Consider the following 14,093-nt stretch of genomic DNA (forward strand, 5'->3'; position numbering starts at 1 on the left):
ACTCGCGCTGGGCGGCGGGGCCGCTCCTCGGCTCGCCTGGGCGCACGGGGACCACCCGGCAGCACGGGCGCTGGCCGACCGGTTCAGCTGGCGTGCGGTCCGCACGCTGCTGCAGCTCCGAGCGCCGATCGACGAGGCCGGCGCCCCGTCTGTCGACGTGCCGGCCGGGTACAGCCTGTCCGCGTTCCGCCCCGGCACCGACGACGAGACAGCCTGGCTCGCGCTCAACGCCGCCGCCTTCGCGCACCACCCCGAGCAGGGGAGGATGACGCTCGACGACCTGCACGCACGCGAGGCCGACGCCTGGTTCTCCGGCGAGGACCTGCTGCTGCTCCGCGATGCCTCCGGGCAGCTGGCCGGCTCGTGCTGGCTCAAGGTCGAGGACGGCATCGGCGAGTTCTACGCCGTCGCCGTGCGGCCCGACCTGCAGGGGCAGCGCCTCGGCGGTGTGCTGATGCGCGCGGGCACCGCTCGGCTGCGCGGCCGCGGCTTGACCGCCGCCGCCCTGTACGTCGAGGGGGACAACGAGCCGGCGCTGGCGCTGTACCGGCGGTCGGGCTTCACGCAGCACGCGATCGACGTGCAGTACGCGGCGCCGGAGCAGGCCGCCGGCCGGTAACATTGCGTGGTCGGCGAGGGGTCGGCCAACGGGGGGATCGGGGAACGCGTGGCGCAGGACCGGCAAGGGCAGTACGGCCAGGGCGAACCACTCGGTGCGTCCTACCGACTGGTCGAGCTCCTCGGCACCGGCGCCACCGGAGAGGTCTGGCGGGTCGAGCACTCCGCGACCGGCGAGGCCTTCGCGGCCAAGCTCCTGCGTGCCGAGCTCGCCGCCGACCCGCAGATCGTCGAGCGCTTCGTCCGCGAACGCTCGGTGCTCCTCGCCCTGCAGCACCCGTCCATCGTGCGCGTCCGCGACCTGGTCGTCGAGGGCGACCGGCTCGCGATCGTCATGGACCTGGTGCCGGGTGGGTCCGCCCGCGACCTGCTCGCGTCGAACGGTCCGCTCCTGCCGCGGGACGCCCTGACGATCACCGCCGAGACCCTCGACGCACTCACCGCGGCGCACGAGCAGGACGTCACCCACCGTGACGTGAAGCCCGACAACGTCCTGCTCCAGACCACCTGGGCTCCCGGCGCCACCGGCGACGTCCGGGTCACCGACTTCGGCATCGCGTCGGTCGTCGCCGAACGCGAACGCACGACCACCGGACTCCTCGGCACACCGCAGTACATGGCGCCCGAGTCGATCAGCCACGGCCGCTCCGGCCCGGCCGCCGACGTCTACGGCGCCGGGGTCATGCTCTACGAGCTGCTGTCCGGCCGCACACCCTTCGCCGGCCCGGGCACGGACTTCGCCGTGGCCTACCGGCACGTCACCTCGAACCCGCCGCCGCTCGACGTGCCCGATGCCCTGTGGTCGGCGGTGTCCGCGCTGCTCGCGAAGGACCCGAACGCCCGTCCGTCCGCTGCGGACGCTGCGGCGACCCTGCGTCGGCTCGCCCGTTCCCTCGCGTCGGCACCCGCGCTGGCCGCTTCCAGCGACCCGGACTCGTTCGACGAGGTCGAGCGTCCGGCGACCGTCGTCCGTGGGGTCCGTCCCGAGAACGCGACGGGATCCCGGACCACCGCCACCGGGGACGACGCAGCGGTCGTCGGGCCGGCCCCGGAGCTCGGCCCCGCCGGGTCGCAGACCGTCATCCGGCCGATGGCGCGGCAGCCGCTGCCCGCCGCACCGGCCGCTGCGCCCGAACCGACGCGTCGGTTCGGGCGCCCCGAGTGGCTGACCGACCGTGCGCTCCTGTTCGGCGGCATCGGCGTCGTGCTCGTCGCCGCGCTGGTCGTCGGTGGCGTCGTGTGGCTGCCCGGGGCCCTCCGGAAGACGCCGGGCACCGGTACCGCGACCGCAGAGGCAGCCAACGCCTACCAGCAGGACCGGCCACTGCCCACCGGGCTGGCGACCACACGGCGCGCCACCATCGACCCGGCGAAGGGCACCGTGGACCTGCGCGTCACGTACGCGGCGCAGGCGGCCACCCTCAGCGGACCGTTCCTCGAGGTGCTGCCGGGTGCTCGCTCGGGAGCCTCCTGCCCCGCCGTCACCTGGTCCGGCGAGGGCATCACCGCGAAGCGCAACCAGCCGTCACTGACCGGCGTGGACACCGCGTGCGCGTGGAGCCTGTCCGGCGTCGAGGTCCCCGCCGGCGGAGACGTCACGGTCGAGGCCTCGGTGCCGCTCTCCTCCGTCAAGGACGGCGCAGCGCTGCAGACCTGGCTCGACGGCGTCGGCGAGGCGACCACCGCAGCCGTGACCGACGACGCCGTGCGCGGGACCGCCTACCCCGTCCAGCGGCTGCAGGGCGTCGAGGTCCGGACACCCGACCGGACGGTCAGCCAGACCGCACTGCCGGTGACCCTGGTGCCGGTCTGGCCGAACGGTGCCGACGAGCTCAACCCGCTCTACCGCAGTCCGAGCAGCGGACGCCCGTCGCAGATGCTCGTCGACGTTGCCGGAGGGGAGTCCGGCGTGCGGTTCGCCGACGGCTGCTCGGGCGCGCTGGCGGTGTCGTCGGACGGCCTCGTGGTGACCGCACTCTCCGTCGCCCCATCGTGCACCGTCCGGGCGACGGTGGGGAACTTCACGAACCTCGAGAGCTCGCCCTTCGGGATCACGACGCGCGACTGAGCGCGTCCGTCGCGCGCGTCCATCGCGCGCGTCCATAGCGCGCGTCCATCGCGCGACTGAGCGTGACCAGCAGACGGACTGGAGGCCCGTGGCGGCGTCGCCACGGGCCTCCAGTCCGTGAGCCGGTTGGGTCAGCTGCCTGCGGACGCGGTCTGGACCAGGCGGACGGCCCCGCCGGACGACGCGTAGCCGCGACCCACGGTCATCGCGACCGGTGCACGGCGCGGGAGGGTGACGCCGAGCAGCTCGCCGTCGTAGTCGACGTCCGGCTGCAGGAGCACACCGCACCGCGACTTGCGGACGGCGCGGGTCCAGTGGCTGTAGAGCGACCGGAGGTCGGCGGACCGCCCGGCGGCGACCACGCACAGACCGGGACGCTCCGTCGCGAGCAGGGTGGCGATCGCCTGGTCGCCGTCGTCGAAGCGTTCGGCGTCGTCGATGAGCAGCAGGACCGGACCGCGCTCGAGCCGCAGCCCGGCCAGCAGTGCGGGGACCTCGTCGGCCCCGACGGCGATGCGGTCGAACGAACCGGAGGCGAGGGGCGAGCGGCGATCGCAGATCGCCCAGACCGCGGGCCGCACCCCCTCGGCCGCACGCGCGAGTGCAGCGAGCGCCAGCAACGCCGTCGACTTGCCGGACCGGGCCGGGCCCGCGACGAGCACGTGTTCGCCGTCGTAGACCTCGAGTGCTGCTGGTCGGAGGTCGTCCTCCGCGATCCCGATGGGCAGCCGCCACGGTTCGCCGGCGAACACCGCACCTGCGCCGAGTTCGTCGACCAGGACAGCGTCGGGCAGCCGGCCGACCGCACTCGCCTTCGGGGCGGTGCCGGACCAGCGTTCCGCGAGGCGCTCGACCGCCTGCGCGAGCGGGACGTCGGGTGTCGCCACGTGCGACTGCAGGCGCAGGACGGAGTCGATGAAGCGACCCGGCACCGGCGGTGGGACGTCCTTGGGGCGGACACCGATCGAGGCATAGTCGTAGGGGTCCGCCAGGCGGAACATCCACTTCTGGGTGGTCACTTCGTCCATCGCGGACGGCACGGCCTTGGCCCGAGTCGTCGAGACGGCGAACGAGATGCCCAGCGCAGGCCCCTCGGCGTAGACGCGGTACAGGGCGTCGAGCAGCAGCTGGCCCTCGAAGTCCTGGTACTCGTCGCGCAGTGCCGCGAGACCGTCGATCAACACGACGGCACGGCGGCCGCCCGGAGTGGCACGGCGGCGCTCGAGCTCCACGCGCAGGTGGCGGAGGAACCGCGCCTGCAACTCCCCCGCGCCGGCCCCGGAGCCGACGTAGGCGGTGGTGTGCGGCAGCCGGGCGAGTGGAGCGATGTCCCCTGGACCCATGTCGAGCACGAGCAGGTCGAGGTCGTCCGGGCTCGTCGCGGCGGCGAGCTGCAGGGCGAGGGTGGCGAGCGCGGTGCTCGTCCCGCTGCCGGGGATGCCCATGAGCATGAGGTTGCCCTCGTCGAGATCCCATCCGGTGGTGACCTGACGCTGGTGGTCGGGGTCGTCCGCCAGGGCGACGGGCACCGTCCGCGACGTGCCGGCGTCGTCGGCTGCCGCCAGCGCACCCAGCTCGACGCGGTCGCCGAGTGCCTCGGGCCAGATCGGGCGCGGCGGAGCGTGGCCGGCGGCGGCGTTCGCCTGCCCGATCGAGTCGATGAGCAGGTCGAGGTCGGTCACGTCGGACGCCGTCTGGGCCGGGGCGGGCACCGGTGCCGGAACGCCGAAGACGTTCGTCGGCCGGACCGACACCGGCTGCTCGGCGCGTTCGTCACGGGCGCGGCCGGTGACGAGGGCTGTCTGCACCGGGGTGATGTCGTCCTGACCGAGCTTCACGTAGGCGCGACCGGTCTGCTGGCGACCGATGCCGGCGGCGGCGGGGACCCCGATCACGTTGGTGGAGTCCTCGCGGCTCTGCACCCGCAGCGCGACGCGCATGTTCGTGTTCGCCAGGATGTCCTCGCTCACCACGCCGGCCGGCCGCTGGGTGGCCAGGATCATGTGGACGCCGAGTGTGCGCCCGACCGCGGCGACGGCGACGAGCGAGGTCAGGACGTCGGGGAAGTCCTTCGCCAGCATCGCGAACTCGTCCACCACGAGGAGCAGGCGCGGCATCGGCTCGTCCGGCTTCGTCGCCAGGTAGGCGTCGAGGTTGTCGATGTCCGCCCCGGCCGCGGCGAACACCCGCTGCCGTCGCTCGAGCTCGGCCTCGAGCGCCCGGATCGCCCGGTCGGCGAGCTGCTCGTCGAGGTTGCTGATCGTGCCGATGGTGTGCGGCAGCCGCTCGCAGGCGGCGAACGCGGCCCCGCCCTTGAAGTCGACGAGCAGGAAGTTCAGGCGAGTCGGGTCGTTCCGCGCAGCGAGCCCGGCAACCAGTGACCGCAGGAACTCGCTCTTGCCCGAACCCGTCGTGCCACCGACCAGGCCGTGTGGTCCGTCGCGGACGAGGTCGATCTCGAGGACGCCGCTCTCCGACGACCCGATCGGGGTCGAGAAGCCGGTGCGGGCGTCCCAGGCCGCGCGGATCGCATCGGCGGGGCTCGTGCCCGTCGGGGTTCGCACGACCGTGTCGTCCCCCGCGAGCAGCTCCGGCAGGCGGACGAGCGACGGCAGCGACGCACCCGGCACCAGCAGTTCGGGATCGTCGAAGTGCGCCACGCTGCGGGCGCTCCGTTCGGCCGTCTCGGCGCTGAGGCCGGCGAGCACGACGTCCTCGACGCGGGTCCGGTCCTCCGGCCGGTAGACCGTCGCTGCGGCGTCGGCACCGACCGTGATGATCGTCGTGCAGGCTGCGGGGAGCTGCTGCTCGTTGGTCGCGACGACGATGCCGCTCACCCGTCGGGGCAGCTCGCCGGGACGGAGCGACTGTCCGGGCACGGTGCGGCCTTCGCCGAGCAGGTTCCGGGCAGGTGCGTCGCGGCCTTCGGTGAGCACTTCGGAGTCGACCACGACGAGCAGGTTCGGGGTCGGGAGTTCGTCGAGCGACTCCCGCAGACCCCGGAGCATCGCGGCGCTCTGGTCGCGCTGCGCCGACATCCAGCGGGCACCGTTGGTGCTCCCCGCCACGCGCGCGTGCGGCAGCCAGGAGGCCCAGCCCCAGTCGTCCGCGCGGCCGGCGTCGCAGAAGACACCCACCGTCAGGTCCGCGGGCCCGCAGTGCACGGTGGCCTGCGTGAGCAGACTCCGCGCCAGTGCGAGCGCGCCCTCGCGGTCGCCGACGATCCCGACGACGCCGGCGTCGGACAGGTCCGCCACGACGGGCGCAGCGGTGAGGCGGCTGTCGGCGATGGCGGCCTTCGCCTCGTCCTCGAGCTTGGACGACGCCGCCCGCTGATCGAGTTCGGGGCGCCACGGTGCGTCACCGGTGCCGGCGTGCAGGCTCAGGAAGTCGGCGTCCTCGGAGCGCCGCTGCCACAGCAGGGTGGTGGGGAGCTCGGCCCGGCGGACGACGGTGGCCGGGTCGGGGACGAGTTCCTGCCGACGGGCGGCCTCGACCGCCGCCGCCTCGGCGATCTCGCCGCGGAAGGACTCCACCGCCTCGGCGAAGCGGGTGTCCTCCTCCTTCAGGTTCTTCGCCCGACGGTGCTTCTGCTCGAACCACATGCCGATCGCGGTGACCGGCGACAGCAGCGCGAACAGGGCGAACCGGGCGTCGCCGAGCAGGAGCACCATCGCGCCGGCGAGGACCAGTGGCGCCGCGACGGTGATCCAACTGAACTTCGAGGCCTGCGGGACCTCGCGCTTGGCGGGTGGGTCGACGGTCTCGGTCTCGGTGTTCCGCCCGGCACGGGGCGGGCGGTTGAACGGCGCGGTCGCCGCGGGCGTCAGGTTGGCCAGCGACCCCGCTGCCGGCACGGGGACCTCGTCCAGCGCCGGCCGGACCAGCAGCACGGCTCCGCCCACGATGACGCTCGTGGTGCCGGTGAGCAGCACGCCGTCAGCGTCGATGCGCTCACCCGCGATCACGGTGCCGTTCGTCGAACCTGCGTCGCGCACCCGGACCCCGTCGTCCTCGTGCTCGATCGTGCAGTGTTCCCACGAAGCGCTCTCGGTGGGCAGCACGACATCGGCTTGCGGTGCCCGACCCACGACGAGCTCCCGGCTGCGCGGGGCCGGTACGACGAGACCCGCGTCGAGTCCGCCGGCGAGGGTGACGCTCCACCCGTCGATCGTCTGCGGCCGCTCCTGCGGTGCGCGGCCGATGCGGGACCCCTCGAGCAGGACGAGGTCACGCAGCGGGGTGCCCGCGCTGGTGCGGTGGCCGTCGACCGCGAGGGTCGTCTCGGCCGCGAGCTCGACACCGATCGCCGCCGCGATGAGCTCCCCCAGCGAGGACGCGCCAGACCACCCGTCGACCTCGACCGCTTCACGTCGGTCGTCGAGCTCGATCAGCAGGCGCATGCTCGCGGTGTCCTTCTCGGGGTTGTGCGTGGGTGGGTCAGCGTGCGGTGGAGTCCTCGAACCACACCAGTGCGGTGGACTGTGCGGCATCGGATCCGGAGTCGTCGCCGCCGGCGCCGCTCGACGCGGTGTCCGGTCGGAGCCCGAGTGGCTGCGCCGAGGCCGCCAACACCGTCGCCGACGCATCGAGCGCCTGCTGCCGCGTGAAGTCGAGCGCCGGACCGGCGATGCCCGCTGCGGAGTCGAGGTCGAGCGCGGCGAGGGCATCGGTCACGTCGGACGGCTCCGTGCTGCCGGCCTTGCCGACCGCGCGGACCAGGGCGACGACGGCATCGTGGCTGCGGGAGTCCGCTGCGCCGGCCACGGCCGAGAACGGCCGGTCGCCCGTCAGGTTCTGGGCGTCGGGATCGTCGGCGAGCACCCGGACCCCACCGAGGAACGCGGACATCGCCCGACCTTCGGCGTCCGAGGAGAGCGCGCGTGCGTCGTCGGCGGCCACCCCGACGGTGCGGAAGGAGCCGCTCAGGCTGCCGCCGGCATCGACGAGTGCGGCGCCGAAGGCGGGACTCGTCGCGTCCGCGGTGAGGACGACCGGCACGGTGACGTCTGCTGCCTGCAGCGCCGCCACCAGGGCACCCTGACGTTGCGCGGACCCGCTGACGACGACAGCGTCCGAGTCCGGCGCGGCCTTCGGATCGGTGTCCGCGGCCTCGGCCGAGGCCTCGTCGCTGCCGTCGTCTGCGGCGGTCGCACCGGTCCGCGAGGCGATGGTCGCGGCGAGCTCAGCGGTGTCAGCGGTGTCGTCGCCGTCGAGGACGTGCGCCACGCGGAGGCCTGCGGGCGCACCACCGCCGAGGTCCACCAGGAGCGGCGACTTCGCGTCGCCGAGCGCCGTCGTCATCGCGGCGCCGATCGACTCGGCGGTCGGGGCGGTCGACCACGAGTCCTTCTCGGCCGAGGCGTAGGGCACCACCACCGGGATGTGCTGCTCGGCCGCCGCCGTCAGCGCTCCGGAGACGTGCTTGCCGGAGGACGCGACGACGATGCCCGCGACGCCGCTCTTCGCCAGGGACGCCACCGCGGTCTTCGCCCCCGCGGACGTCCCGCCGTCGTTCTTCGTGACGAGGGTGATGTCGGTCCCGCCGAGTGCCAGTCGTCGCTCGGCGACCAGGGCACCCTGTGCCGCCTCGTTCCACTCGGATCCTTCACCGTCACCCAGGGTGACGACGACGCCGATCTTCGTGGTGTCGGGGACGTGCTTGACGGTGATCTCCACCGGCACCGTGGCCGGGACCGCCTCGGCCGGCGTGCTGCCGCCGATCGCCCGGAAGGTCAGGACGGCGGCGACCACCGCGGCGATCAGGAGCACCGCGATGGCGGCGATGACCAGCGGACGTCGGTTGCGCGGACGTCCCGCCTCGGTGCCATCGGTCTCGTCGATCGCCTGGTCGCTCATCGGTCCGCCCCGATCCGGAAGGTGTACAGCGTGGTCGAGGTCGCGCTGGCCGGCACCTTGAGCTGGAAGGCGGGCAACGTCGTGGCGGCGTCGAGGGAGGCTCGGAACTGTTCCTGCTGGAGCAGGATCCCGGCGACGTCCTCGGCGCGGACGTTCGCGTACCCCGCGGCGTTCTGCGATGCCAGGGCGAGCTGGTAGTCCGCGGAGTCGGACTTCGCCGCGCTCGTCGCCATCGCCCCGAGGATGCCGGAGCCGTTGACCTTGCGGTCGCCCAGGTCGAGCATCACCCGGTTGAGGTCGCCGGTCAGCAGCGTCGAGGCGCCCTGCACGTCGCGCGTCGAGGCGCTCGTGCTCGCGGCGATCTGCTCGAGGCTCGAGGCCGTCTGACGGTCGACGGCGGACGAGAGCTCCGAGCCTTCCTGCTCGAGCGTCCCGCGCTGCTCGTCGATCGTGCCCTTCGAGTCCTTCGTGACCTCGCCCGAGGTGGACCGGAGCCCGGCAATCGACTTGTCGAAGGCCGAGATGACCGCGTCACGGCTGCCCTTCGCGGTCTCGCTGACCCGCCGTACCTGCTGGTCGATGATCTTCTGGACGTCCTTCTCGGACTGCGTCGATGCGTCGGCGAAGGCCTTGCGGACGGCGTCTTGCAGCTCGGTCTGCTGCGTGCTGATCGCCGTCAGCTGCGTCCCGACCACGGCGCTCGACTTCGTCGCCTGCTCGACGAGTTCCCGGAGCTCCTGCGCCGCTCCCTCGACCGAACCATCGTCGTTGCGCACCGCCCGGCGGACCTCGGCGATGCCGTCGTCGAGCGCGTCGATGTCGTCGGACAGCGTCGTGACCGCGGCACCGATCCCGGTCTCGGAGCGGAGGTCGGTCGCCGCGACCACCGCGTCCCACTGCTCCGCCTGGTCAGTCAGGCGTTCGTCCATCGGGGTGTCGAAGCGGCCACCGGGCTGCAGCGTGGTGCCCTCTTCAGCGCCGGGGCACGGCGTGGCGGTCAGGTACCCACGAAGCGCATCCGCCTGCTCCGCGTCGAGCTGGTCGGTCGCCGCCAGGGCACAGAGCTGGTCCGCGACCTCGCGGTTCTGCGCCTGCATCGAGGTACTGAAGAGACCGTCCCCGGCGTTGCCCACCAGCCCGCGCGCTGCGAGTGCCTGCCGGTTCACCGTCGTGACGGCGTCGCGGACGGGGCCGAGGTCGTCGGCGGTCTGGTCGCGGAGGTCCTGCAGCGCCTGCAGGGTGCGGGCGACCTCACCGGTGCCGTCGGCGCCGAGGGCCTGCACCGCGGTGTCGATCTCGCCGAGCTTGGCGCGAAGGGCGTCGGACTGCTCGATCGCCGTGTCGGCGAGCTTGGGGTCGAGCTGGTCGGCGAGCTGCTGTCCGGTGCTGACCAGGCCGATCAACGAGGTGCTCACCGCACGCGACGACTCCCAGAGCGCGCAGGTCAACGAACCACGGGCCTCCTGAGGGGCGCACGTCGCCGCATCCGGCGACGCCGGGCCGACGGATCCCGCCAGCTGCGCACTCACCTGCTGCTTGCACGCCTCGCTGGCGTCGGCGTAGCCGGTGAGCTGCGCCGAGACGCGGAGGAGGTTGCCGTAGACACTGCCTCCGGCGGACGGGGTCTTCGGCGTCGCCGCGCACCCGTTGCCGTCGAGCACCGTTGCCGGCGCGGTCGCAGACGTGTCGCCGAGCAGGCCATCGAGGCTCGTCGTCGTCTGCTGGAGCTGCTGCAACACCGTCGACTGCGTGGCCTTGACCGTGGTGCCGAGGTCGCTGTTCAGGGAGCCGAGCTGTCCGGAGAGGGACTGCATCGTGCTGGCCAGTGAGGAGCTGCTCTCCTTCAGGCGTTCCGCCGTCCTGACACCGAGGGTCTCCGACGTCGTCTCGAGGTTCGACCGGACCTCGGTGATGGTGCCACCGGCACGCGCCAGCACCTCGTTCACCTGCGAGATCAGGTCGATCGTGCGGCGCTGGAGCGCGAGTTCGGAGTCGCTGTCGGACCCGAAGGCCGCGTTGACGACGCCCGTGGAGGACAGGTCCGTGGACAGCCCGGGCTGCGCGGCGACGTCGATGGTCGGCGCGGTGAAGTCCTCGACGTCGGCGACGAGGTGCAGCGTGCTGCTCGCGCCGGAGGTCGGCGGAGCGAGCAACCGGCCCCACTGGACGACCGCGTCGCCGTCCCCGTTGGTGCTCACGACACCGTCGGTCGACGAGCCGGAGTCGGCGGAGTCCGTGACGACGCGGTCGGCGGCGGTCCCCGCCAGCACGGTCGACGCCGCGATGCTGAAGGGCGCGCCCACGAGTGCCGGGGTCGAACGCGACGTGCCGGCGACGTCGTAGGTCAGGTTCTTCGACGTGACCGTCAGGTTCTCGATCGTCAGGTCGATCGACACCCGACCCGAGTACCCGTCGAGGTCGGCCAGGTCCGTGCCGGTCTTCTTCTTGGTCGAGTACTGCGTCGTGATGCGCAGTGGCAGGTCACTCGCCGCCTTCGCGGGGTCGTGCTCGGTCGTCGCGGACGAGGAGTCCTTGCCTGCGACGGAGATCGCGGTGTCCGAGATCGACGTGATCGAGCCGTCCGCGGCGAGGCGCGTGTCGACGGTCTGCAGGATCCGTGACGGGTCAGCCACCGGCTTGTCGTCGGACGTGCACCCGGCGAGCACCAGCGCGGCGACGCCGGTGACGGCGACCGCCCCTACGAGCCTGCGAGTGGTGCTTCGTGCTCCGGTGTTCCCGGCACGCTGGTTGATCACGGTCTTCCCCCCAAGAGAATCGTCGAGCACATCGATGCTAGTTGCTGAACGGCGTCGGGTCCGGGCTGGTCTTCCCCGGGAGCCACCCCCGTTCGGGCCACAGCTCGCTACTGAAATCCAACATAGAGCATCCGCGGGCGGGCCCTTCCCTGGCCACAGCCCGCTGATACTCTGCACGCATGATCCAGGGGGACCAGGGCGTCACGCCCTTTGAACGACGGCGCACGAACGCACGAACGGGGGCGGACCAGTGAACATCAACCTGTCGCCGGTGGTGATAGCCCTGGCGGCGATGGTCGCAATCCCGGCCGCCGTCAGCGCGCTCGTCCGTCAAAACGACCGGAAGCGGCCACCGTCCACCATCGTGGGCGACGAGGCGTACGGCGTGCTCTTCACCGTCCGTGCTCGCCGGTTCAGCTACCTGCTGCTCCGGATCATCGGGATCGTCTTCATCGTCGTCGGCGGGTTCTTCTTCCTGGCCACGCTCACCCTGCTCGACGACCCCGACGCGATCGGCATGCTCATCGCCGGCGTCGGCATGGTGCTGTTCGGGCTCCTGTTCGTCTACCTCGGCGTCGGGCAGAAGCGCCGTCGCGTCGAGGCGTACGACTCGCAGCTGGTCGTGACGCCGATGTTCCGTGCCGCGCGGACCGTCGACCCGGCGGCGATCAAGCGCATCCGGCCCACCACCAACCGGTTCGGCGGGCTCGACATCAAGGTGAACGGCCAACGCGGCGTGATCAGCGTCCTGTCGATCGACGCCGCCTACCCCGAGCTCTGCGCATGGCTCGAGCAGCGTGCGCCTGCGCAGTGGGGCGAGTTCGTGAGGGCCTTCGGACGCTGAGCGGCGTACTGCTGCGGCACTGGGCAGACGGACCTACCGTGTTCGCGCGGGCTCGAAGCTCATCACGTACACGGCCTGGCGGATCGTGTTCAGGAACGCCCGCATAGTGAAGGAACCCTCGCCGACGTCGAACCGGTAGCGCTCCCCTCGGCCAGGTCCTCCTCTTGTCGCGATCCGCAGCCCAGACAGCACGAGCGCCCCGCGGTCGGACGTCTCGAACACGACCTGCGCCGTCAACGAGCCGATGCCCTTCACGCAGTGAGACGACCCCGCAAGACTGTGCGCGGAGCTGACGGTGCGAGTTGTTCAGTCCTGGATCAATCGACTGCAGCCCCGGTGTCCGTCGTGCGGTGCGGGCCAATGTCGCGTCGCACAGCTTCGGAAAAGGCCAGCACCAGCGCCCCCAGCTCGCTCTTGTAGGGCCAGGTGTCGGCAACAAGGCGGGCGGCTCCCTGTATCCCGCTGCGGTACGCCGGATGGTCGGGCGCCTGCTCGAATGCGGCAATGAGGACAGATCGTACGGCGGCTATCTGGACAGCCGACGCGGCGTCCTCGACGGCGTGATCGTCGAGTTGCTTGAGCAATTCCGACAATGTCATCTTCTGCCGTGCCCCTTCAGCGCTGGAACAACGAGTCCATCACGGGAAGGTGCGCGTCGCCCGCAGCAGCGCGGAGAGTGACCGCTGGAACGCTTCGGTCGCAGGGACATCGCCCGCGCCGTCAGGCGTGACCACGAACATGTCACCCATGCCCCCTGCCCCCGAGTTCGCCGCGGAGTAGATCCTTCGGTAGATCCGCCGCCGAGCAAGCCACGCTTCCTCGACGCGGACCGCCTCGGCCTGACGGAGGTAGAAGCCCTCCGCCTCACGAGCCTCCATTCGACTGAGAAATCCGGCTACCTCGTTGCACAGCGCGATGACCTCGTCCCGTGTTCTCCTTCGTCTCAACATCACCGCTCCGGCTCACTCGTCGTTTGGGCTGTCACGCGATCCACGCCGAGGAACCTCCGAGGCGGCCACTGCGGCGTAGCTGTAGATCTCCGGCGCCACCTTCAGGATCTTGAGGCCGGAACGCAGCTTGAAAGAGCCCGCACCGACCGTAAATCGGTAGCGCTCGCCTAGTTCCACCGCGGACGCACGCCGCCGGGCGATGTCCACCCCAAGCCGGATCTCCGTATTCGGCACGGGTACGCTCTCCTTCTCTCGTCGCCCACCACATTCGCCAGTGCCCTGATTCTTCATGCCTTGTCTCCACCGCTTGAAGCGGCCATCGACTGCCACACGTCATTGTTTGCACTCGAAGGCCGTCGGATACCGATTCGTCGCCTAGAGCGCACCTCGGAACACCACGAAGATGCGCCAAGCGAAAACTGGAACGCCCCACCTCTGCACCTATCCTGTGCAACGCGCTCAATCGCAAAGGCGCGGTCCCGGCAGGCAGAGCTAAATGGCCTGATTGACGAAGCCGATCCAGAAGGAGGAAGTGGAACTCAAGCAGGTTCGAAGCTCTTCACATATACGGCCTGACGAATCGTGTTCAAGAACTCTCGCATATTGTAAGACCCTTCGCCCACATTGAATCTGTAGCGCCCTCCCTTGTCCACGCTTTGGGCAATTTTGTCCTCGTTGTCACGCGTGACACCCCACTGCAACACGAGCGTCCCACAATCTGAAGTCTCAAACACAACCTGAGATGTCGACGATCCAACGCCCTTCAATGAACGAGACGAATCAACGCTGCTGTGCGCCGAGCTGATGGTACAGATCGGGCGAACCCGATGTCCCGCGTCGTACGCCGTCAACGTTATCGGCCCGACGAAGACGCCGAGCAATGGAAACAGGACGACAAACACCAGGACAATGAAAGCTAAGACCCTCCTCCTACGCGCAAGCTTTCTCTGCGTTGTTCGGTCGAGCGCCGACTTCGTCAACTACGACTCCTGATTTCC

At 71.2% G+C, this 14,093-nt stretch carries 9 protein-coding genes; 3 read left to right on the top strand and 6 right to left on the bottom strand.

The genetic code is table 11. The features are described from left to right. On the top strand, positions 1-619 hold a 619-nt coding region (gene mshD / locus H7A73_RS15580; RefSeq protein WP_182066794.1), incomplete at its 5' end, for a mycothiol synthase. Positions 620-667: 48 nt separating this feature from the next. Beyond that, positions 668-2,686 carry a serine/threonine-protein kinase gene (locus H7A73_RS15585; RefSeq protein ID WP_182066795.1) on the top strand — a complete coding sequence of 673 codons (2,019 nt, stop codon included), beginning with the start codon at positions 668-670 and terminating at the stop codon, positions 2,684-2,686. A gap of 131 nt (positions 2,687-2,817) precedes the next feature. Here the strand turns inward: H7A73_RS15585 and H7A73_RS15590 are convergent, their stop codons facing one another. From H7A73_RS15590 to H7A73_RS15600, 3 genes are read right to left on the bottom strand one after another with little or no spacing between them, the layout of a single operon-like run. Further along, the gene (locus H7A73_RS15590; protein WP_182066796.1) at positions 2,818-7,089 is read right to left on the bottom strand and encodes an FtsK/SpoIIIE domain-containing protein; all 4,272 of its coding nucleotides are present in this window, start codon (positions 7,087-7,089) and stop codon (positions 2,818-2,820) included. A 37-nt stretch (positions 7,090-7,126) separates the two neighbouring features. Further along, entirely contained in the window at positions 7,127-8,545 is a 1,419-nt protein-coding gene (locus H7A73_RS15595; RefSeq protein ID WP_182066797.1) for a hypothetical protein, read from the bottom strand. Continuing rightward, the gene (locus H7A73_RS15600) at positions 8,542-11,301 is read right to left on the bottom strand and encodes a hypothetical protein (protein WP_182066798.1); all 2,760 of its coding nucleotides are present in this window, start codon (positions 11,299-11,301) and stop codon (positions 8,542-8,544) included. The genes H7A73_RS15595 and H7A73_RS15600 overlap by 4 nt, the downstream gene beginning before the upstream one ends. A 250-nt stretch (positions 11,302-11,551) precedes the next feature. Between H7A73_RS15600 and H7A73_RS15605 the strand changes: the two genes are divergently transcribed. After that, complete coding sequence (locus H7A73_RS15605; RefSeq protein ID WP_182066799.1) at positions 11,552-12,145, top strand: hypothetical protein; 594 nt, start codon at positions 11,552-11,554, stop codon at positions 12,143-12,145. A gap of 33 nt (positions 12,146-12,178) precedes the next feature. On the opposite strand, the gene H7A73_RS15610 is transcribed toward H7A73_RS15605, so the two are convergent. From H7A73_RS15610 to H7A73_RS15620, 3 genes are all read right to left on the bottom strand, one after another. After that, a complete protein-coding gene (locus tag H7A73_RS15610; RefSeq protein ID WP_182066800.1) occupies positions 12,179-12,400 on the bottom strand; it encodes a hypothetical protein in 222 nt (73 codons plus the stop codon). Positions 12,401-12,462: 62 nt separating this feature from the next. Beyond that, positions 12,463-12,744 (bottom strand): hypothetical protein, encoded by a 282-nt coding sequence (locus H7A73_RS15615; RefSeq protein WP_182066801.1) that lies wholly within the window; start codon positions 12,742-12,744, stop codon positions 12,463-12,465. Positions 12,745-13,107: 363 nt separating this feature from the next. Further along, positions 13,108-13,386, bottom strand: a complete 279-nt coding sequence (locus H7A73_RS15620; RefSeq protein WP_182066802.1) for a hypothetical protein — start codon at positions 13,384-13,386, stop codon at positions 13,108-13,110. Between the last annotated feature and the right edge of the window lie 707 nt (positions 13,387-14,093).

It is taken from the genome of Curtobacterium sp. ME12, assembly GCF_903970855.1.
GTDB lineage: Bacteria > Actinomycetota > Actinomycetes > Actinomycetales > Microbacteriaceae > Curtobacterium > Curtobacterium poinsettiae_A.

Excerpts from the sequence above, each read along its gene's own strand:
- H7A73_RS15615 (WP_182066801.1), bottom strand. The coding sequence starts at position 12,744 with ATGACATTGTCGGAATTGCTCAAGCAACTCGACGATCACGCCGTCGAG.
- H7A73_RS15590 (WP_182066796.1), bottom strand. The coding sequence starts at position 7,089 with ATGCGCCTGCTGATCGAGCTCGACGACCGACGTGAAGCGGTCGAGGTC.
- H7A73_RS15620 (WP_182066802.1), bottom strand. The coding sequence starts at position 13,386 with ATGAAGAATCAGGGCACTGGCGAATGTGGTGGGCGACGAGAGAAGGAG.
- H7A73_RS15595 (WP_182066797.1), bottom strand. The coding sequence starts at position 8,545 with ATGAGCGACCAGGCGATCGACGAGACCGATGGCACCGAGGCGGGACGT.